Origin of the sequence: Streptomyces virginiae, from assembly GCF_000720455.1 — a bacterium.
Taxonomy (GTDB): domain Bacteria; phylum Actinomycetota; class Actinomycetes; order Streptomycetales; family Streptomycetaceae; genus Streptomyces; species Streptomyces virginiae.
In genome coordinates, this window is record NZ_JOAK01000011.1 from 100,536 (window position 1) to 120,154 (window position 19,619).

General features: G+C 70.1%; 18 protein-coding genes. 9 read left to right on the plus strand and 9 right to left on the minus strand.

The genetic code is table 11. The features are described from left to right. Window position 1: 1 nt before the first annotated feature. Window positions 2-1,363, minus strand: a complete 1,362-nt coding sequence (locus tag IG86_RS0118595; RefSeq protein ID WP_030823805.1) for an aspartate aminotransferase family protein — start codon at window positions 1,361-1,363, stop codon at window positions 2-4. 3 nt (window positions 1,364-1,366) lie between these two features. Beyond that, complete coding sequence (locus IG86_RS0118600; RefSeq protein ID WP_030651035.1) at window positions 1,367-1,870, minus strand: Lrp/AsnC family transcriptional regulator; 504 nt, start codon at window positions 1,868-1,870, stop codon at window positions 1,367-1,369. A 169-nt stretch (window positions 1,871-2,039) separates the two neighbouring features. Here IG86_RS0118600 and IG86_RS0118605 point away from each other — a divergent pair, with 169 nt between their 5' ends. From IG86_RS0118605 to IG86_RS0118615, 3 genes are all read left to right on the plus strand, one after another. Further along, complete coding sequence (locus tag IG86_RS0118605; RefSeq protein WP_030037256.1) at window positions 2,040-3,479, plus strand: gamma-aminobutyraldehyde dehydrogenase; 1,440 nt, start codon at window positions 2,040-2,042, stop codon at window positions 3,477-3,479. A gap of 92 nt (window positions 3,480-3,571) precedes the next feature. Further along, entirely contained in the window at window positions 3,572-4,750 is a 1,179-nt protein-coding gene (locus IG86_RS0118610; protein ID WP_030823808.1) for a polyamine ABC transporter substrate-binding protein, read from the plus strand. Window positions 4,751-4,827: 77 nt separating this feature from the next. Next, window positions 4,828-5,295, plus strand: coding sequence for a hypothetical protein (locus IG86_RS0118615; protein ID WP_030898101.1), 468 nt, complete (start codon window positions 4,828-4,830; stop codon window positions 5,293-5,295). Here the strand turns inward: IG86_RS0118615 and IG86_RS0118620 are convergent. The 5 genes from IG86_RS0118620 to IG86_RS0118640 form a co-directional block, all read right to left on the minus strand. Beyond that, window positions 5,285-6,490, minus strand: coding sequence for a serine hydrolase domain-containing protein (locus tag IG86_RS0118620; protein WP_030898103.1), 1,206 nt, complete (start codon window positions 6,488-6,490; stop codon window positions 5,285-5,287). The genes IG86_RS0118615 and IG86_RS0118620 overlap by 11 nt on opposite strands. 149 nt (window positions 6,491-6,639) lie before the next feature. Next, entirely contained in the window at window positions 6,640-7,311 is a 672-nt protein-coding gene (locus IG86_RS0118625) for a response regulator (RefSeq protein WP_030823817.1), read from the minus strand. Then, on the minus strand, window positions 7,308-8,489 hold the full coding sequence (locus tag IG86_RS0118630) for a sensor histidine kinase (protein WP_045936350.1): 1,182 nt from the start codon (window positions 8,487-8,489) through the stop codon (window positions 7,308-7,310). The genes IG86_RS0118625 and IG86_RS0118630 overlap by 4 nt, the downstream gene beginning before the upstream one ends. Next, the gene (locus tag IG86_RS0118635; RefSeq protein WP_030823830.1) at window positions 8,489-9,178 is read right to left on the minus strand and encodes a glycerophosphodiester phosphodiesterase; all 690 of its coding nucleotides are present in this window, start codon (window positions 9,176-9,178) and stop codon (window positions 8,489-8,491) included. Before IG86_RS0118635 ends, IG86_RS0118630 begins: the two co-directional genes overlap by 1 nt. A 21-nt stretch (window positions 9,179-9,199) precedes the next feature. Continuing rightward, window positions 9,200-10,225 (minus strand): adenosine deaminase, encoded by a 1,026-nt coding sequence (locus IG86_RS0118640; RefSeq protein ID WP_030898106.1) that lies wholly within the window; start codon window positions 10,223-10,225, stop codon window positions 9,200-9,202. Window positions 10,226-10,336: 111 nt separating this feature from the next. Between IG86_RS0118640 and IG86_RS42310 the strand changes: the two genes are divergently transcribed. After that, window positions 10,337-11,023 (plus strand): DUF4190 domain-containing protein, encoded by a 687-nt coding sequence (locus IG86_RS42310; RefSeq protein WP_030823836.1) that lies wholly within the window; start codon window positions 10,337-10,339, stop codon window positions 11,021-11,023. On the opposite strand, the gene IG86_RS0118650 is transcribed toward IG86_RS42310, so the two are convergent. Next, a complete protein-coding gene (locus tag IG86_RS0118650; protein WP_030823840.1) occupies window positions 11,008-12,606 on the minus strand; it encodes a TROVE domain-containing protein in 1,599 nt (532 codons plus the stop codon). The two genes, IG86_RS42310 and IG86_RS0118650, sit on opposite strands and share 16 nt — an antisense overlap. 477 nt (window positions 12,607-13,083) lie before the next feature. After that, window positions 13,084-13,638 (minus strand): NADAR family protein, encoded by a 555-nt coding sequence (locus IG86_RS0118655; RefSeq protein ID WP_030823843.1) that lies wholly within the window; start codon window positions 13,636-13,638, stop codon window positions 13,084-13,086. A gap of 194 nt (window positions 13,639-13,832) precedes the next feature. Here IG86_RS0118655 and IG86_RS0118660 point away from each other — a divergent pair, with 194 nt between their 5' ends. The 5 genes from IG86_RS0118660 (at window position 13,833) to IG86_RS0118680 (ending at window position 19,593) form a co-directional block, all read left to right on the plus strand. Further along, window positions 13,833-15,347, plus strand: coding sequence for a gamma-aminobutyraldehyde dehydrogenase (locus tag IG86_RS0118660; protein ID WP_030823846.1), 1,515 nt, complete (start codon window positions 13,833-13,835; stop codon window positions 15,345-15,347). A 47-nt stretch (window positions 15,348-15,394) separates the two neighbouring features. Then, a complete protein-coding gene (locus tag IG86_RS0118665; RefSeq protein ID WP_030823849.1) occupies window positions 15,395-16,645 on the plus strand; it encodes a polyamine ABC transporter substrate-binding protein in 1,251 nt (416 codons plus the stop codon). Between the two features lie 67 nt (window positions 16,646-16,712). Further along, window positions 16,713-17,861 carry an ABC transporter ATP-binding protein gene (locus IG86_RS0118670; protein WP_030823852.1) on the plus strand — a complete coding sequence of 383 codons (1,149 nt, stop codon included), beginning with the start codon at window positions 16,713-16,715 and terminating at the stop codon, window positions 17,859-17,861. Further along, window positions 17,858-18,787 (plus strand): ABC transporter permease, encoded by a 930-nt coding sequence (locus IG86_RS0118675; RefSeq protein WP_030651072.1) that lies wholly within the window; start codon window positions 17,858-17,860, stop codon window positions 18,785-18,787. The genes IG86_RS0118670 and IG86_RS0118675 overlap by 4 nt, the downstream gene beginning before the upstream one ends. Then, complete coding sequence (locus IG86_RS0118680; protein ID WP_030823855.1) at window positions 18,787-19,593, plus strand: ABC transporter permease; 807 nt, start codon at window positions 18,787-18,789, stop codon at window positions 19,591-19,593. Before IG86_RS0118675 ends, IG86_RS0118680 begins: the two co-directional genes overlap by 1 nt. Window positions 19,594-19,619: the final 26 nt, after the last annotated feature.

Genomic DNA, 19,619 nt, shown 5'->3' on the forward strand with positions numbered 1-19,619 from the left:
GTCAGAGCTTGGTCCACGCTTCGGTGAGCACCGTGCGCAGGATGCCCTCGATCTCGTCGAAGGTGCCCTGGTCCGCGGTGAGCGGCGGCGCCAGCTGGATGACCGGGTCGCCGCGGTCGTCGGCCCGGCAGTACAGGCCGTTCTCGAAGAGGGCCTTGGAGAGGAAGCCGTAGAGCACGCGCTCGGTCTCCTCGTCCGTGAAGGACTCCTTGGTGACCTTGTCCTTGACGAGCTCGATGCCGTAGAAGTAGCCGTTGCCGCGGACGTCGCCGACGATCGGCAGGTCGTGCAGCTTCTGCAGCGTCTGGAGGAAGGCGCCCTCGTTGTCCAGCACGTGCTGGTTGAGGCCTTCCTTGTCGAAGATGTCGAGGTTGGCGAGGGCCACCGCGGAGGACACCGGGTGTCCGCCGAAGGTGTAGCCGTGCAGGAAGGTGTTGTCGCCCTTGTAGAACGGCTCCGCGAGGCGGTCCGAGATGATGCAGGCGCCGATCGGGGAGTAGCCCGAGGTCATGCCCTTTGCGCAGGTGATCATGTCCGGCACGTAGCCGAACTTGTCACAGGCGAACATCGTGCCGAGGCGGCCGAAGGCACAGATCGTCTCGTCGGAGACGAGGAGCACGTCGTACTCGTCGCAGATCTCGCGGACCCGCTGGAAGTAGCCGGGCGGGGGCGGGAAGCAGCCGCCGGCGTTCTGCACCGGCTCCAGGAAGACGGCGGCGACGGTGTCGGCGCCCTCGAAGAGGATCTGCTGCTCGATCTGGTCGGCGCACCAGCGGCCGAAGGCCTCGGGGTCGTCGCCGTAGATCGGGGCGCGGTAGATGTTGGTGTTCGGCACCTTGTGCGCACCGGGCACCAGCGGCTCGAAGGGAGCCTTGAGGGCCGGCAGACCCGTGATCGACAGGGCGCCCTGCGGGGTGCCGTGGTAGGCGACCGCACGCGAGATGACCTTGTACTTGGTGGGCTTGCCCTGCAGCTTGAAGTACTGCTTGGCCAGCTTCCACGCGGTCTCGACGGCCTCGCCGCCGCCGGTGGTGAAGAAGACCTTGTTGAGGTCGCCCGGGGCGTAGTTCGCCAGGCGCTCGGCGAGCTCGACGGCCATCGGGTGGGCGTAGGACCACACCGGGAAGAACGCCAGCTGCTGCGCCTGCTTGTAGGCGACCTCGGCCAGCTCCTTGCGGCCGTGACCGGCGTTGACCACGAACAGTCCGGCGAGACCGTCGAGGTAGCGCTTGCCCTTGTCGTCGAAGATGTAGGTGCCCTCACCACGCACGATGGTGGGGACGGGTGCGTTCTCGTACGACGACATGCGGGTGAAGTGCATCCACAGGTGGTCGTATGCGGTCTTGGAGAGGTCCTGGCTCACGGGCTATCGAGTTCCCCACATGTAGGTCTGCTTCTTCAGCTTCAGATAAACGAAGCTTTCGGTTGATCGCACGCCGGGGAGCGTGCGGATCTTCTTGTTGATCGTTTCGAGCAGGTGGTCGTCGTCCTCGCAGACGATCTCCACCATCAGGTCGAACGACCCCGCGGTCATCACCACGTACTCGCACTCGGCCATCGCGGTCAGCGCGTCGGCCACCGGATCGAGGTCACCCTCGACGTTGATGCCGACCATGGCCTGACGCCGCAGGCCCACGGTGAGCGGGTCGGTGACGGCGACGATCTGCATGACGCCCTGGTCGAGCAGCTTCTGCACGCGTTGGCGCACAGCCGCCTCCGACAGGCCGACGGCCTTGCCGATCGACGCATAAGGACGGCGGCCGTCCTCCTGCAGTTGCTCGATGATCGCCAGGGACACAGCATCGACCGAAGGGGACGGTTGTCTGTTCCTGGAATCTGCGCTTCGACTGACCACGAGCCCACTGTGCACGAGGAGTCGTCTGTTCCGCAAGACGGAATCAATGAAATCCGTTGTTTGGCGACTCGGATCTCACTGATTTCGTAGTTGGTGAGGTTCGGGTCTGTCGAAAGCCTCCGCCAAGAGGCTAGGCTTGGTATTCGTCTCAATCGTTGGACATGTGATCAGGAGTGTGGCTGTAGTGACCACCGAACTGCGTCGTCTGCGCAACTACATCGGCGGGGAGTTCAAGGACGCCGCCGACGGGCGCACCACCGAGGTGGTCAACCCCGCCACCGGCGAGGTGTACGCGACCGCCCCGCTCTCGGGCCAGGCCGATGTCGACGCCGCCATGGCCGCCGCCGCGGCCGCGTTCCCGGGTTGGCGCGACACCACCCCCGCCGAGCGCCAGAAGGCGCTGCTGAAGATCGCGGACGCCTTCGAGGCGCGCGCGGACGAGCTCGTCGCCGCGGAGTCGGAGAACACCGGCAAGCCGCTGGGCCTCACGGCCAGCGAGGAGCTGCCGCCGATGGTGGACCAGATCCGCTTCTTCGCGGGTGCGGCCCGCCTGCTCGAGGGCCGCTCGGCCGGCGAGTACATGGACGGGATGACCTCGATCATCCGCCGCGAGCCGGTCGGCGTGTGCGCCCAGGTCGCGCCGTGGAACTACCCGATGATGATGGCCGTGTGGAAGTTCGCCCCGGCCATCGCGGCGGGCAACACGGTCGTGCTCAAGCCCTCCGACACCACCCCGGCCTCCACCGTCCTGATGGCGGAGATCATCGACTCGGTCCTGCCCAAGGGCGTCTTCAACGTCATCTGCGGTGACCGCGAGACCGGCCGGGCCATGGTCGAGCACTCGACCCCGGCGATGGCCTCCATCACCGGCTCGGTGCGCGCGGGCATGCAGGTCGCCGAAAGCGCGTCCAAGGACGTCAAGCGCGTCCACCTGGAGCTCGGCGGCAAGGCCCCGGTCGTCGTCTTCGAGGACGCCGACATCCCGAAGGCCGTCGAGGACATCGCGGTCGCCGGCTACTTCAACGCCGGTCAGGACTGCACCGCCGCCACCCGCGTGCTCGTGCACGAGTCGATCCACGACGAGTTCGTGGCCGCGCTCGCCAAGGCCGCCGCCGACACCAGGACCGGTGCGCCGGACGACGAGGACGTGCTGTACGGCCCGCTGAACAACCCGAACCAGCTCAAGCAGGTGGCGGGCTTCATCGAGCGGCTCCCCGCCCACGCCAAGGTCGAGGCGGGCGGTCACCAGGTGGGCGAGAAGGGCTACTTCTACGCCCCGACCGTGGTCTCCGGCCTCAAGCAGGACGACGAGATCATCCAGAACGAGGTCTTCGGCCCCGTCATCACCGTCCAGTCCTTCACGGACGAGTCCCAGGCCCTGGAGTACGCGAACGGCGTCGAGTTCGCCCTCGCCTCCTCCGTGTGGACCAAGGACCACGGCCGTGCGATGCGCATGTCCAAGAACCTCGACTTCGGCTGCGTGTGGATCAACACCCACATCCCGCTCGTCGCCGAGATGCCGCACGGCGGCTTCAAGAAGTCCGGCTACGGCAAGGACCTCTCCGCCTACGGCTTCGAGGACTACACGCGCATCAAGCACGTGATGACCTCGCTCGACGGCTGATCGGCCGCATCGATCACAGCAGAGCGTTGAAGGGGCGGGCAGTAGACAACATGTCTATTGCCCGCCCTTCCGCGTTCGCCGAGGCTGTGCCCATGCCTCAACTCGCCTTCTCCCGCCGCGCCGCGCTCGCCGGACTCGGTGCCGCGGGCCTGTCGGCCGCCCTCGTCGGATGCGGCGTTCCGCCCGCCTACGTCCCCGAGGAAGGGCGGGTGGGTCCGGACCTCTCGGAGCGGGACCGCAGCGTCGCCTTCTCCAACTGGCCGCTCTACATCGACACCGACGAGGAGGACGAGGAGAGCCGCCCGACTCTGGATGCCTTCTCCGAGCGGACCGGCATCGAGGTCCGCTACAGCGAGGAGATCAACGACAACGACGAGTTCTTCGGCAAGGTCAGCCCGGCCCTGATGAACCGCCAGGAGACCGGCCACGACCTGGTCGTGGTCAGCGACTGGATGGCCGCCCGCTTCGTCCACCTGGGCTGGGCCCAGAAGATGGACCGGTCGGCGCAGCCCAACGTCACCCGTCACCTCGATCCGCAGCTGCGTTCCCCCGCCTTCGACGAAGGCCGGCTGCACACCGTCCCGTGGCAGTCCGGGATCACCGGCATCGCCTACAACCGCAAGGCCCTGGGCCGGGAGATCAAGTCCGTCCAGGACCTGTGGCACCCCGACCTGGCGGGCAAGGTCACCCTCTTCTCCGGGCTCGACGAATCCTTCGGCCTGCTGATGCAGGGCAACGGGGTCGACGTCACGCGCTGGACCGAATCCGACTTCCACCGGATGTGCGACCAGGTCGAGAGCCTGGTGAAGAAGAGGCACATCCGCCGCTTCACCGGCAACGACTACACCTCCGATCTCAGCAAGGGCGACGTCCTCGCCTGCCAGGCCTACTCCGGCGACGCCATCCAGCTCCAGGCCGACAACCCGGACATCGAGTTCGTGGTCCCCGAGGAGGGCGGCGAACTGTGGGCCGAGAGCCTGCTCGTCCCCAACCTGGCCCGGCACAAGGCCAATGCCGAGGCCCTCGTCGACCACTACTACGACCCACAGGTGGCCGCGCAGCTCGCCGCCTCCGTGAACTACGTCTGCCCCGTCCCGGCGGCCCGGGAGGTGCTGGCCGGCTCGGACGACAAGGAGACCGCCGAACTCGCCGAGAACCCGCTGGTCTTCCCCGACGACGACATGCGCCGGCGGCTCGCCGTCGCCCGCGACATCTCCTCGGCCGAGCGACGCTCCCTCGCCAGGCGGTGGAACGCGATCGTCGGGCTCTGATCACCGTCCGGACACAGAATTGAACATGTTCAGCCCTTTGGCTGAACGTGTTCAGAAATAGGCGTAGGCTTCCTTCCATGAGCGAGAGAAGCGCCCTTGAGCGGCGGATCCGTGCCTGGCTGTTCGTCTTCGTCGTCTGCCTGGTGCTCAGCGGCCTCACGGCCTTCCCCCTGGTCAGCGAGGTCCGCTGGGGCAACGCCCTGGTCGACAACATATGGCTGCGACGGGTGGGCGAAGGGCTGGAGCGGGCCGATGCCGACTACCCCTTCCTCCTGTACGGGACCGACTGGCTCGCCTTCGCCCACCTCGTCATCGCCGTCTTCTTCTACGGCGTGTACCGCGACCCCGTCCGCAACATCTGGATCATCGAGGCCGGCATGATCGCCTGTGCCGGAGTGATCCCCCTGGCCCTCATCTGCGGCCCGATCCGCGGCATCCCCTTCTGGTGGAGCGTCATCGACATGTCGTTCGGGGTCTTCGGGGTGATCCCCCTCCTGATCCTGCGCCGCATGATCAAACGCCTGGAGGCGGGCGCTACTTCGTAAAGGCCGCCATGATGACGCCGAGGGCCACCGGGTTCATGTCCTGGCCCTTGGCGTCCGTCGCGTTCACCGAGTAGACCAGGGTGCGGGAGAGGTCCCGGGTCGCACCTATCGCGGTGTTGTAGCCGTGCCGGCCGCCCGACTTGCCCCAGGCCACCGTGCCGTCCGGCAGGACGATCCTGGACAGCCCGGCCGTCATCGCCGCCGGCTCACCGCTCTCGAAGTCCTTCACCCCCGGCACCGTGAACATGGCCTCCAGCTGTGCCTGCGGCACGACCCGGCCGCTGAACAGGGCCACGGTGAAACGCTCCAGGTCCGCCGTCGTCGAGATGATGTCGCCCGCCGCCCACCGGTCCGAGGAGTTCCACTCGGTCACGTCACGCAGCTCGCGCGACCCGTCCGCCTTCGGTATCGCCTGGTACCCCCGGTTGTGCGGACCTCGGATCCCCGTCTCGGTCCGCCCCGGGAACGACGTCCGGTACAGACCCAGCGGCCGCAGGATCCGGGCGCCGACGGCGTCCTCGTACCGCATGCCCGTCACCTTCTCGATCAGCAGACCGAGCACCGTGTAGTTGATGTTCAGGTAGTGCTGGGCCGTGCCGGGCGCGAACTCCCGCTCTTTCGCGACCGCGTTGGCGACCTGTACGCGCGGATCGGTCACGTCGAACCGGTGCTCCCACTGCGCCTCGAAGGAGTCGCCCGGCCCGTCGGCCGCCGGTATCCCGCTGGTGTGGTCGAGCAACTGCCGTACGGTGACGCCCCCGTAGGCATCGGGGAGTGTCCCGGGCAGGTGGCGCCGGACCGGCCCGTCGAGATCCAGCCGGCCCTCCGCCGCCAGCTGGAGGACGACCGCCGTCGTGAACGCCTTGGTCACCGACCCCGCCCGGAACCGGCCCTGCTCGACGGCATCGCGCCCCGTACGGACGTCCGCCACACCGGAACTGCCCTGCCAGCAGCCGGCCGTGCCGCCCACCCGGACCAGCGCGGCCGTCGCGTCCCGGTGCCGCGGACCGAGCCCGGCGATCGCGGCCTCCAGCGCGGCCGCGTTCGGCGGTGTCGACACCAGCGGCGCGCTCCGCCCCGAGCCGGCGGACGCCGCTACCGGTCCGGAAGCCGACGCGGCGTGGGCGACGGCCGGCCCCGACACCAGCCCGACGACCAGCGCCGCGGCGATCAACGTGCGCATCCTTGCGTTCATGACGGTGTGCTCCCCCTGCGATCCCTCGGAGCCCTCCGCCCCGATGACCCCAATGCTCCAGCTCACAGGGGTGTCTGCGGATCACCAGTGAGAGGGGTCTTCACCGGTACGACAACTCACCGGTGCGAGGGAGGCGACACGCCGTCCCCTCACCCGCCAGAGGGAGTACCCGCCGCGATCAGCCCCGTCTCGTACGCGCAGATCACCGCCTGGATCCGGTCGCGCAGCCCCAGCTTCGCCAGCACGTTCCCCACATGGGACTTCACCGTGTGCTCGCTCACCACCAGCGCCGCCGCGATCTCCGCGTTCGACAGCCCCCGCCCCAGGTGCAGCAGCGTCTCCCGCTCCCGCGCGGTCAGCACCTCCAGCCGCTCCACCGGCAGCGCGGGCGCCCGCACCCTCGCCGCCGTGTACTCCTCGATCAGCCGACGCGCCACCGAGGGCGCCAGCAGGGACTCGCCCGCCGCCACCACCCGTACCGCGTGGACCAGGTCGTCCCGCCGCACGTCCTTCAGCAGGAACCCGCTCGCCCCGGCGTGCAGCGCCTCGTACACGTACTCGTCCGAGTCGAAGGTCGTCAGCATCACCGTCCGGCACGCGCTGCCCGCCGAGATCGACCGGCACGCCTCGATCCCGTCCAGCACCGGCATCCGCACGTCCAGCAGCGCCACGTCCGCAGCCAGCCGCTCCACGGCCGCGACCGCCGCCGCACCGTCCCCGACCTCCGCCACCACCTCGATGTCCTCCTGGACGCCGAGGATCATCGCGAACCCGCTGCGCACCAGCTCCTGGTCGTCGGCCACCACCACACGGATCGTCAATTGCCCACCCCCAGCGGTGAGGTTACAAGCACCGCCCGCACCGAGAAGCCGGTCCCGTCCGGCCCCGGGCCGCACACCGCCGTGCCCCCGTGCGCCGCCGCCCGTTCCCGGATCCCGACCAGTCCGTGACCCCCGCCGACGCTCCCGCCCGCCGGCCCCCGCCCGTCGTCGGTCACGGTGATCGCCACCTCGCGCGCCCCGTGGTGCAGCCGTACGCCCACCCGCCGGGCCCGCGCGTGCTTCACCACGTTCGTCAGCGCCTCCTGCACGATGCGGTAGACGGCCGTGTCCACCGCCGGAGAAAGCCCCCTGACCTCGCCCGTCTCCTCGTAGGCGATCTCCGGCCCGCCCCGGCGCACCCGGTCCAGCAGAGCCGGGAGCGCCGCCACCCCCGGCTGCGGCTCGCGCGGCGCTGGGCCGTCCGCCTCGCGGAGCACCCCCAGCATCGTGCGCAGCTGCGCCATCGCCTCCCGGCCCGTCTCCGAGATCGCCTCGAAGGCCGCCTCGGCCCGCTCCGGCGCCCGCCGCACCGCCACCGGCCCGGCCTCCGCCTGCACGATCATGATGCTGACTGCGTGCGAAAGGATGTCGTGCATCTCCCGCGCGATCCGGGCCCGCTCCCGGGCCACGGCCTGCTCCGCCTCGATCCGGTTGGCCCGCTCCAGCTGCGCCGCCCGGTCCTCGACGGCCGCGGTGTAGGCCTGCCGGGTGTACTGGAGCCGGCCCAGCACGTAGGCGGCGCCCGCGCAGAACAGGGTGAAGGACAGCTCCCTGGCCGAGCCCGTCCCCAGCCCCACCGAAGCGCCGACCGCCACCACCGAACCCGCCCCGACCGCCGCCCGCACCCGTCCCGGACACTGCAGGGCGACCGTGTAGAAGGCCATCAGCCCGGCGTAGGGGAGCGGCTGGCCGGGGCCGTCCATCATCACCTTGTAGACGCCGCCGATCAGCAGGATCGCCACCAGGACCAGGACGGGCCGGCGCCGCCGCCACACCAGTGGCACCACGCTCAGCGTGGTGACCGCGTACGAGGCCCAGGTCACCGGAGGCAGCCCGGGCTCCCGCGGCAGCACGAACGGCATCGTCACGGCCAGTTGCACCAGCACCGTCAGGCCCAGGTCCACGACCCACGGCCGGGCCCCGCGCAACCGCCGCACGGGCCGGCCCAGCGCGGGTATCACCGGCCGAACTCGGCCCGCACGGCCGTCAGCGCGTCCACCCGGTTCGTGGTGATCGCATCGACCCCCGCCGCGATGAGCCCCTTCATCGTCCGCCTGGTGTCGGCGGTCCAGGCCGACACCAGCAGGCCGTCCCGGTGCAGTGCGTCCGCCAGCTCCCGGCTCACCAGCCCGAAGCGGTAGTTGAGCCAGCGCGGAGCCACCGCGTCGATGAGGACCCGCCGGGGCGGCGAGAGCGTGGTCCAGGTCAGCGCGATCTCCGCGCCGGGATCGGCCGCGCGGAGCGCCAGCATCGACCCCGGTCCCGCGCAGTAGAACGTACGCTCGCGCGCACCGCACTCCCGGACCAGGCCCACGACACTGCGGACCGCCTCGGGCGTGGCGCCCGGGAGGTCGAGCATCAGCCGGCCCGCCCCGGCCGTCATCAGCGCGTCGCGCAGCGTCGGAACGGCGCCCCCGGTCAGCTCCGCCAGCTGTGCGGCCGAGATCTCGTCGAGCCGCACGTCGTGGTTCCACAGCCGCTGGAGCGACTCGTCGTGGAGGAGGACCGGCACCCCGTCACGGGTCAGCCGTACGTCGACCTCGACCGCGTCCGCCCCGCGGGCGAAGGCGGAGCGGATCGAGGGCAGGGTGTTCTCACGGACGCGGTAGGGATCGCCGCGGTGGCCGATGGCAGTCAGGGTGCGCATGGCCCCATTCTCGGGGGGACTTCAGCGCGCGAGCCATTGCTCGGTGTACGTGTCGATCTCCGCGTTGAGCTTCTCCTTGCCGGCCGGGTCCAGGAAGGACGCCTCGACGGCGTTCTTCGCGAGCTGCGCCAGCCCGCGCTCGTCGAGGTCCAGGAGGCGCGCGGCCACCGCGTACTCGTTGTTGAGGTCGGAGCCGAACATCGGCGGGTCGTCGCTGTTGATCGTGACGAGCACGCCCGCCGCGACCATCTCCTTGACCGGGTGCCGGTCCAGGTCGGTCACCGCGCGCGTGGCGATGTTCGAGGTCGGGCAGACCTCCAGCGCGATGCGGTGCTCGGCGAGGTGGGCGAGCAGCTCCGGGTCCTGGACGGAGCTGATGCCGTGGCCGATGCGCTCGGCGCCCAGTTCGCGGATGGCGTCCCAGACGGTCTCCGGGCCGGTGGTCTCGCCGGCGTGCGGCACGCTGTGCAGGCCGGCGGCCCGCGCGGCGTCGAAGTACGGCTTGAACTGCGGGCGCGGAACGCCGATCTCGGGTCCGCCCAGGCCGAAGGAGACCAGGCCCTCGGGGCGCAGGTCGACGGCGAGCCGCGCGGTCTCGGCGGCGGCCTCCAGGCCGGCCTCGCCGGGGATGTCGAAGCACCAGCGCAGGATGACGCCGAGTTCCTTCTCGGCGGCCTTGCGGGCGTCCTCGATGGCCTCCATGAAGGCCTTCTCGTCGATGCCGCGGCGGGTGGAGGAGTACGGGGTGATGGTCAGCTCGGCGTAGCGGATGTTCTGCCGGGCCATGTCGCGGGCGACCTCGAAGGTCAGCAGCCGTACGTCCTCGGGGGTGCGGACGAGGTCGACGACCGACAGGTAGACCTCGATGAAGTGGGCGAAGTCGGTGAAGGTGAAGTAGTCCGCGAGGGCGTCGGGGTCGGTGGGCACCTTCGAGTCGGGGTGCCGGGCGGCGAGCTCGGCCACGATCCGAGGGGAGGCCGAGCCGACGTGGTGGACGTGGAGCTCGGCCTTGGGCAGCCCCGCGATGAAGGGGTGCAGGTCGGTCATGGGGGATGCCTCCGGATGGGCGGGGGTGCGGGCAGGACGCCTCATCGTAGGCACGGCCGTGACCGTCGGTGGCAGCGCTTAGCATGGCTGTACGAGAGAGGGGGGCTCCGTATGAACGACAGCAGTCCCGAGCCGCGGGACCCGTGGGCGCCGCCGGAGCGGCCCGTGGTGGACCTGGGCAAGTCGCAGGGTACGCACGGCACGCCGGGCGTGTCGGGCCCGCCGTCCGTGCACGACCAGCCGACGCTCGCCGGGATGCCGGGCGAGCAGACGACCCCCGCCGCGCCCGGCCCCGCCGCGAGCGCGCCGGCGGCCGGCCCCGCCTCGGCGGCGTACGGCTACCCGGCGGCCCAGCCCGGCTACGGATACCCCGGCGACGCGGGACATCCCGGTCCCGGGTATCCGGGGTATCCCGGGTATCCGGGGTATCCCGCCCAGCAGGGGTACCCGTTCCCCGGCGCGTACCCGCCGTACGGGCGCCGGCCCAGCAACGGCTTCGGCATCACCTCGCTCGTCCTCGGCATCCTCGCGGTCGTGGGCTGCATCACCAGCTTCATGGCCGTGGCGCTCGGCATCGGCGCCGTCGTCTTCGGCGCCCTGGGCAAGGGCAAGGCCAACCGCGGGGAAGCCGACAACGGCGGGATGGCCCTGGCCGGCATCATCCTGGGCGGGGTCGGCATCGCGCTGGGCCTCCTGATGTTGTTCGCCATGTTCGCCCCGTTCCTCGACGGCGAATGGGAGGACAGCCCGCGCCGCGAGAGCCCGTATTCGGACTCACGGCTTCACGAACGGGTCTGAAGCCACGGCCAGTCGGCGTTCCGGCCGCCCTCGATCAGCGAGACCATCCGGAAGGCCGCGTCCGTGAGCCCGCCGAAGGTGTGCCGGTTCCCGCTGCCCGAGGGGGCGTGGCCCACCTGGTAACCCGCCAGGTTCCAGGTGTAGACGGGCACGTCGGACGGCACGTGCTGCGTCGGGTCCCCGTTGTGGCCGAAGGCGCCCGCCTGCTCGTCCGTCACGATCAACACCCGGTCGTGGTCCCGGTAGTGCTTCTTCACGGCCTCGGCCGTGTAGGTGCCACCGAGGTCCCCGAACCGTTCGAGCACCTTCAGCACGGACTCGCCCCGGGTGTGGGGGACCGCCGCGCTGGACGTGCCGAACTGCACGAGGTCGGCACGCTCGGCCCGCAGTGCCAGCGCCGCTCCGAAGACGGCCGCGGCGTCGGCCCGGTTGAGCCGGGAGCGGTCCGACAGCGGGGACCACATCGACCCGGAACGGTCGACGAGGACCAGCGTGCGGCCGGGCAGCGCCGGTACGTTGGCCAGCGAATGGCCGAGCGCCTGCTCCAGCGGGTACGCCCAGCGCAGCGAGGGCGCGTGCTGGTAGGCGGCCAGGTAGCGGAAGGGGAACTGCCGGGACCGGGCGACGACCTCCGGGTCGGAGATCTTCGCGGCGACCTGCGCGGCCACCGCGTCCGAGACCCCGGCCTCGTCGAAGTTGCGCAGGTTGCGCAGCAGCGCCATCGCCCCCATCGACGGGATGACCGCCTCCCAGGCGGCCGCGTCCAGCGGCCCCTGCAGCCAGCCGGCCAGCGCCTCCCAGGTCATGCCGGCCGCCGCCAGCCGCTCGGCGCCGTCCGCGGCGAGGACCACGCCACGCCGCTCGGAGACCGGCAGCTCCATCAGCGCCCGGTGCGCGGCGAGGGTGCGGGCGCCCTCCGGGACCTGCGCGGTCTGCGGGTTGTGCCTGCGGTCCAGGGCGTAGCGGAACAGCTCGCCCTGCCAGGGCCTGTCCGGGTCGGGGGAGGCGTGCACGAGGTTGAGGACGTCACCGAAGCGGTAGGCCTTGGAGTCGGTGTCGTACTTCAGCAGGGAGGCGCCGGAGTAGAGCCGGCGCACGGCGTCGGCGATCCCGCGCTTGACGGGCTTGGGCACGGCGCGCCCGTACGTGGCCGTCCAGTAGGCCAGCAGTTCACCGGGCTCGTCCGCACGCCGCAGTACGGAGTCCACGACCCGGCGGTTCGACGGCCCGTCGGTGACGCCCGCGTCGAGCCGGGCCTTCACGTACTCCGCGGCGCCGACGAGCGAGGCGGTGCGCATGTTCGCGTCCCCGCGCAGCCAGCCCAGCAGGCCGGCCGTCCAGGCGGGTTCCTCGACGGCGAGGGTGCGCACGAGCGCGGCGAACCGGTCGTCGCGCGCCTCGCCGCTCTCGTACGCGGTGCGCTGCGTCACGAAGTTGGCGACGGCGAGCAGGAAGAGCTCGGAGCGCGGATCGCGCAGACGGCCCGGTCCGCCCTGGGCGGTGCGGGCGTGTGCGGTGGAGCGCACCGGCGAAGTGGGCGCGGCGGACGCCGGCTTGAGCGCGCGCAGGTTGAAGCGAGCCATGTGAATCCCCCCGAATTCGATGGAAGCGGGGGAGGCGTTGCGCAGGGGATGCCCGAGATCGGGAGTCGGCGGCGGACAATGCCCGGCGAGCTGCCTGACTGCTCCACCGGCCCGTTCCCGTGCGGGTGACGAGCCGGGTGGGATTCGAACCCACGACCTCCGGGTCCGGAAGTAGCCGTCGCCTGCGCACCGGACATCCCCCACGCGGCCTCCCGAGATCAAGGTGGCGGCGGCCTGGGTTTCTCTGCGAAAGAAGGAGCCGCAGCCTGCGCACCGGGAGGTGCGTGACGTAGGTGTCCAGAGAACAAGGCCGGCGAAACCACAAGGTGCTCTACCAGCTGAGCTACACCGGCCCGAAGCCGGTGACGGGACTCGAACCCGCGGCCGCCCGATTATGAGTCGAAGTAGGTCTCGCCTTCGCACCTGGACGAGGAACACGTTAGGCGGCGGCCTTCCGGCTCCGCCAGCCAATTACCCTCACACGCCGCCTGCGCGCAGCCGCTCCCGGGCCTCCATCAGGGCGAAGCCCAGCAGGTTCAGCCCGCGCCAGCGCGCCGGGTCCAGGGCGCGCTCGTCGTCGGCGGCCAGTCCGATGCCCCAGATCCGGTCCATCGGGCTCGCCTCCACCAGCACACGGTCCCCGGTGCCCAGCAGGTAGGCGCGCAGTGCCGGGTCGGAGCCGAACTTGTGCACACTGCCCTCCACGACCAGGGCGAACCGCTCCCGCTCCCACGTCGCGTCGTCGAAGCCGCGCACCAGCCGCCCGGCCTTCTTCGCCTCGGCCGGGCTCTTCGCCCCCACCGCGGCGCGCTCGGCCTCGGGGTCCCCGAACAGCCGGGCCTTGCCGGCCATCATCCAGTGCTCTGCCGTGGCATAACGGACGTCACCGACAGTGAAGGCGGACGGCCACCACTGACTCAGGCAGCTCGGACCGAGCTTCCCGTCGGGCCGCGGCCGGTGCCCCCAGAACGGCAGGTACTTCACCCGCTCACCGCGGCTGACCTGCTTGATCAGGTCGTCGATCATTTCCATGCACGCGAGTCTGACACCCGCCACTGACACTTCGTACGGGATTTCCGGCGTGCCTCGACACATGGTCGACCGATTCCGTCGCGTAATCAAAAGGCAACAACGGAATCACTTGGCCGAGGCCATCACCTCTGTCAGGATCGGCACTCAATTCGAGCTGTAGCTCGAACTGTAGCTACGGAGAGCGTGAGAGCGTGATGGGCAACCGCTTCCAGGTCAAGGACCGCTTCGCAGACGGCGCGCAGTACATCGACGGGCAGCTGAGGCCCGGCACCTCCGGTCGGTCACACACCGTGGTCGACCCGGCCACCGGCGACGAGGTCCTCACCTACGAGCTCGCGAGCACCGCGGACGTCGACGAGGCCGTGGCCGCCGCCAAGAGGGCCTTCCCGGGCTGGTCCGGCGCCACCCCCGGCGAGCGTTCCGACGCCCTGCACCGGCTGGCCGCCGTACTGGCGGAGCAGGCCGAGGACTTCGCGTACGCCGAGTCCCTGCAGTGCGGCAAGCCGATCAAGCTGTCCACGGAGTTCGACGTGCCGGGGACCATCGACAACACCGCCTTCTTCGCGGGCGCCGCCCGTCACCTGCAGGGGCAGGCCGCCGCCGAGTACTCGGGCGACCACACCTCCTACGTACGCCGCGAGGCCATCGGGGTCGTCGGCTCCATCGCCCCCTGGAACTATCCGCTCCAGATGGCCGCCTGGAAGATCCTCCCGGCGATCGCGGCGGGCAACACCATCGTGCTCAAGCCCGCCGAGCTCACCCCGCTGACCTCGCTGATGTTCGCGCAGGCGGCCAAGGACGCGGGCCTGCCCGACGGTGTGATCAACATCGTCACCGGCGCCGGCCGCGACGCGGGCGAGCACCTGGTGGGCCACCCCGACGTGGTGATGACCTCCTTCACCGGATCCACCGCCGTCGGCAAGCGGGTCGCGGAGATCGCCACCGCCACCGTCAAGCGCCTGCACCTGGAGCTGGGCGGCAAGGCCCCCTTCCTCGTCTTCGACGACGCCGACCTGGAGGCCGCCGCGCACGGCGCCGTCGCCGCCTCCCTGATCAACACCGGCCAGGACTGCACCGCCGCGACCCGCGCCTACGTGCAGCGCCCCCTGTACGACGCGTTCGTCGCCCGGGTCGCCGAGCTGATGGAGACCGTCCGCCTCGGTGACCCCTTCGCCTCCGGCACCGACCTCGGCCCGCTGGTCTCGCACGCCCAGCGCGACCGCGTCGCCGGCTTCGTCGAGCGCGCCCGCGGCTACGCCACCGTCGTCACCGGCGGGGAGGTCCCGGGCGGCGAGCTCGCCGACGGCGCGTACTACCGGCCCACCCTCATCACCGGCGCCGCCCAGGACAGCGAGGTGGTCCAGTCGGAGATCTTCGGCCCCGTCCTCGTGGTCCTGCCCTTCGACGGCGACGACGAGGGCATCGCGCTGGCCAACGACACCCCGTACGGACTCGCGGCCTCCGCCTGGAGCCGCGACCTCTACCGGGCGGGCCGTGCCACCCGCGAGATCAAGGCGGGCTGCGTGTGGGTCAACGACCACATCCCGATCATCAGCGAGATGCCCCACGGCGGATACAAGGCGAGCGGCTTCGGAAAGGACATGTCCGCCTACTCCTTCGAGGAGTACACGCAGGTCAAGCACGTGATGTACGACAACACAGCGGTGGCGGCCAAGGACTGGCACCGCACGATCTTCGGGGACCGATAGCCGATCACCGCCTGACCAGCGGTCCACCTCCCGAAAGGCCACAGCGCATGGAGCAGTACGAGCCCGACCGCCTCTCGGCGGCGCAACTCGCCGCGATGCGGCGCAGCATAGGCAGCGGGCGCGGCGCCCTCACCCGCCGCTCGCTGCTGCGCGCCTCCGGAGTCGGAGCGCTCACCCTCGGCGGCCTGTCCACCCTCGCCGGGTGCGGCATCCCGCCCGCCAAGCGGGAGGGTGACGCGGCCGCCGTCTCCGACGACCACTCGGACCGGGAGAAGGAGATCGCCTTCTCCAACTGGACCGAGTACATGGACACCAGCGAGGACGAGAAGTCCCGTCCCACGCTGGAGGAGTTCACCAAGCGGACCGGAATCAAGGTCAAGTACACCGAGGACATCAACGACAACGTCGAGTTCTTCGGCAAGATCAAACCGCAGCTCGCGGCCGGCCAGGACACAGGCCGCGACCTGATCGTCGTCACCGACTGGCTCGCCGCGCGCATCATCCGCCTCGGCTGGGCCCAGAAGCTCGACCCCGCGCACCTGCCGCACGCCTACGCCAACCTGTCGCCGCAGTTCCGCAGCCCCGACTGGGACCCGGGCCGCGCGTACAGCTACCCCTGGACCGGCATCTCCACCGTCATCGCCTACAACGAGAAGGCGACGGACGGCAAGAAGGTCGACTCCGTCACCCAGATGCTCGACGACCCCTCCCTCAAGGGCCGCGTCGGCTTCCTGACGGAGATGCGCGACAGCGTCGGCATGACCATGCTCGACCAGGGCAAGAACCCCGCCTCCTTCACCGACGCGGACTTCGACGAGGCGATAGGCCGGCTCCAGAAGGGCGTGGACAAGAACCAGATCCGGCGCTTCACGGGCAACGACTACACCTCCGACCTGGACAAGGGCGACCTCGCCGCCTGCCTCGCCTGGGCGGGCGACGTCATCCAGCTCCAGGCCGGCAACCCGGACATCAAGTTCGCCATCCCCGCCGCCGGCTACATCACCTCCAGCGACAACCTGCTGGTCCCCACCAAGGCCCGGCACAAGGCCAACGCGGAGCGGCTCATCGACTACTACTACGAGCTCCCGGTCGCAGCCCAGCTCGCCGCGTACATCAGCTACGTCTGCCCCGTCGAGGGCGTGGGCGAGGAGCTCGCGAAGATCGACGCCGAGCTCGCGGAGAACACCCTGATCGTCCCGGACAAGGCGATGACCGCCAAGTCCCACGCCTTCCGCTCCCTCACCAGTGAGGAAGAAACGGCGTACGAGGAGAAGTTCGCCAAGCTCATCGGCGCGTAACGGCCGGCGCCGCACCGCGCCCGCTCCTCCCCTTGACCTCTTCGCCCACCCAACCCCGGGACCATCCATGACTGACAAGACCGCGGGCGGCGACGTCCGCCTCTCCGGGATCAGCAAGCACTACGGCACCTTCACCGCCGTGCACCCGCTGGACCTGACGATCCCCCAGGGCTCCTTCTTCGCCCTGCTCGGCGCCTCCGGCTGCGGCAAGACCACCACCCTGCGCATGATCGCCGGGCTGGAGGAGCCCTCCACCGGCACGGTCCACCTCGGCGACCGGGAGGTCACCGACCTGCCGCCGTACAAGCGCCCGGTCAACACGGTCTTCCAGAGCTACGCGCTGTTCCCGCACCTGAGCATCTTCGAGAACATCGCCTTCGGCCTGCGCCGCCGCGGCATCAAGTCGGTCAAGAAGCAGGTCGACGACATGCTGGACCTGGTCCAGCTCGGCCAGTTCGCCCAGCGCAAGCCGCACCAGCTCTCCGGCGGCCAGCAGCAGCGCGTCGCCGTCGCCCGCGCCTTGATCAACCACCCGCAGGTGCTGCTCCTCGACGAGCCGCTCGGCGCCCTCGACCTCAAGCTGCGCCGCCAGATGCAGCTGGAACTCAAGCGGATCCAGACCGAGGTCGGTATCACCTTCGTGCACGTCACGCACGACCAGGAGGAGGCCATGACCATGGCCGACACGGTCGCCGTGATGAACGGCGGCCGCGTCGAGCAGCTGGGCGCCCCCGCCGAGCTCTACGAGAACCCGCGGACCACCTTCGTCGCCAACTTCCTCGGCACCTCCAACCTCATCGAGGCCTCCGTGGAGTCCGCCGGCCCCGACGTCGTGGTCTCGGCCTCCGGCACCACCCTCCGGCTCCCCGCCGCACGATGTTCGACCACGCCCCGCACCGGCGGAAAGCTGCTGGTCGGTGTGCGCCCGGAGAAGGTGTCCCTGGTCCCGGCCGCGGAGGAGAACGCCATCGCGACGGGCCGGAACAAGATCACCGGTCGCATAGCCGCCTCCTCCTTCATCGGAGTCTCCACGCAGTTCGTCATCGACAGCCCCGTCTGCCCCGAGCTGGAGGTCTACGTCCAGAACATCGAGCGCGACGGCCGCCTGGTCCCGGGCGCCGAGGTGGTCCTGCACTGGAACCCGGAGCACACCTTCGGCCTCGACGCCGACCAGGACATCGACGCGGGCATCGAGACGGTCGAGGAGAGCGCGTGACCGCCACCGCCGCGCCGCCCCAGGCGCCCGCCCCCACCGAACCCCCGGTCCACAAGCCGTCCGTGCGCAAGCGGCTGGTCCCGTACTGGCTGCTGCTCCCCGGCATCCTGTGGCTGCTGGTCTTCTTCGTCCTGCCGATGGTCTACCAGGCCTCCACCTCGGTGCAGACCGGCTCCCTCGAAGAGGGCTTCGAGGTCACCTGGCACTTCCAGACCTACTGGGACGCCTTCACCGAGTACCTGCCGCAGTTCCTGCGCTCCCTGCTCTACGCCGGCACCGCCACCGCGCTGTGCCTGCTGCTGGGGTACCCGCTGGCCTACCTGATCGCCTTCAAGGCGGGCCGCTGGCGCAACCTGCTCCTGGTCCTGGTCATCGCCCCGTTCTTCACCAGCTTCCTGATCCGCACGCTGGCCTGGAAGACGATCCTGGCCGACGGCGGACCGGTGGTCGCCGGCCTCAACGCCATCGGCTTCCTCGACGTCACCAGCTGGCTCGGCATGACCGAGGGGGACCGGGTGCTGGCCACGCCGCTCGCGGTCGTCTGCGGCCTGACGTACAACTTCCTCCCCTTCATGATCCTGCCGCTGTACTCCTCGCTGGAGCGCATCGACACCCGCCTCCACGAGGCGGCCGGGGACCTGTACGCCCGCCCCGCCACGGTCTTCCGGAAGGTCACCTTCCCGCTCTCCATGCCGGGCGTGGTCTCCGGGACCCTGCTCACCTTCATCCCGGCCAGCGGCGACTACGTGAACGCCGAACTGCTCGGCTCCACGGACACCCGGATGATCGGCAACGTCATCCAGTCGCAGTACCTGCGGATCCTCGACTACCCGACGGCGGCCGCGCTGTCCTTCATTCTCATGGCCATCGTGCTGATCATGGTCACCATCTACATCCGCCGAGCGGGGACGGAGGACCTGGTCTGATGCGCACCCCCCTCACCTGGCTGCGGCGCAACCTGGTCGTGATCGCGGGCCTCACCACCCTCGCGTACATGATCCTGCCCAACGTCGTCGTCACCGTCTTCTCCTTCAACAACCCCTCCGGGCGCTTCAACTACGCCTGGCAGGAGTTCTCGCTCGACGCGTGGAAGGACCCCTGCGGCGTCGCCGACATGTGCGGCTCCCTCGGACTCTCGCTCCAGATCGCCCTGTGGTCCACGCTCGCCGCGACCGCCCTGGGCACCGCGATCGCCTTCGCGCTGGTGCGCTACCGCTTCAGGGCGCGCGGCGCGGTCAACTCGCTGATCTTCCTGCCCATGGCCATGCCGGAGATCGTGATGGCGGCCTCGCTGCTCGCGCTCTTCCTCAACATGGGCATCCAGCTGGGCTTCTGGACGATCCTGATCGCCCACATCATGTTCTGCCTCAGCTTCGTCGTCGCCGCGGTCAAGGCCCGCGTCCTGTCCATGGACCCGCGGCTGGAGGAGGCCGCCCGCGACCTCTACGCCGGGCCGGTGCAGACCTTCCTGCGAGTGACCCTGCCGATCGCGGCACCCGGTATCGCGGCGGGCGCGCTGCTCTCCTTCGCGCTCTCGTTCGACGACTTCATCATCACCAACTTCAACTCGGGCAACACCGTCACCTTCCCCATGTTCGTGTGGGGATCGGCCCAGCGCGGTACGCCCGTGCAGATCAACGTCATCGGCACGGCGATGTTCGTCATCGCGGTGCTGGTGGTCCTCGCCGGCCAGACGGTCGGCAACCGCCGCAAGAAGGCACAACCGAAGTAATTCGGAAAAGCACGTCATCAGTTCCG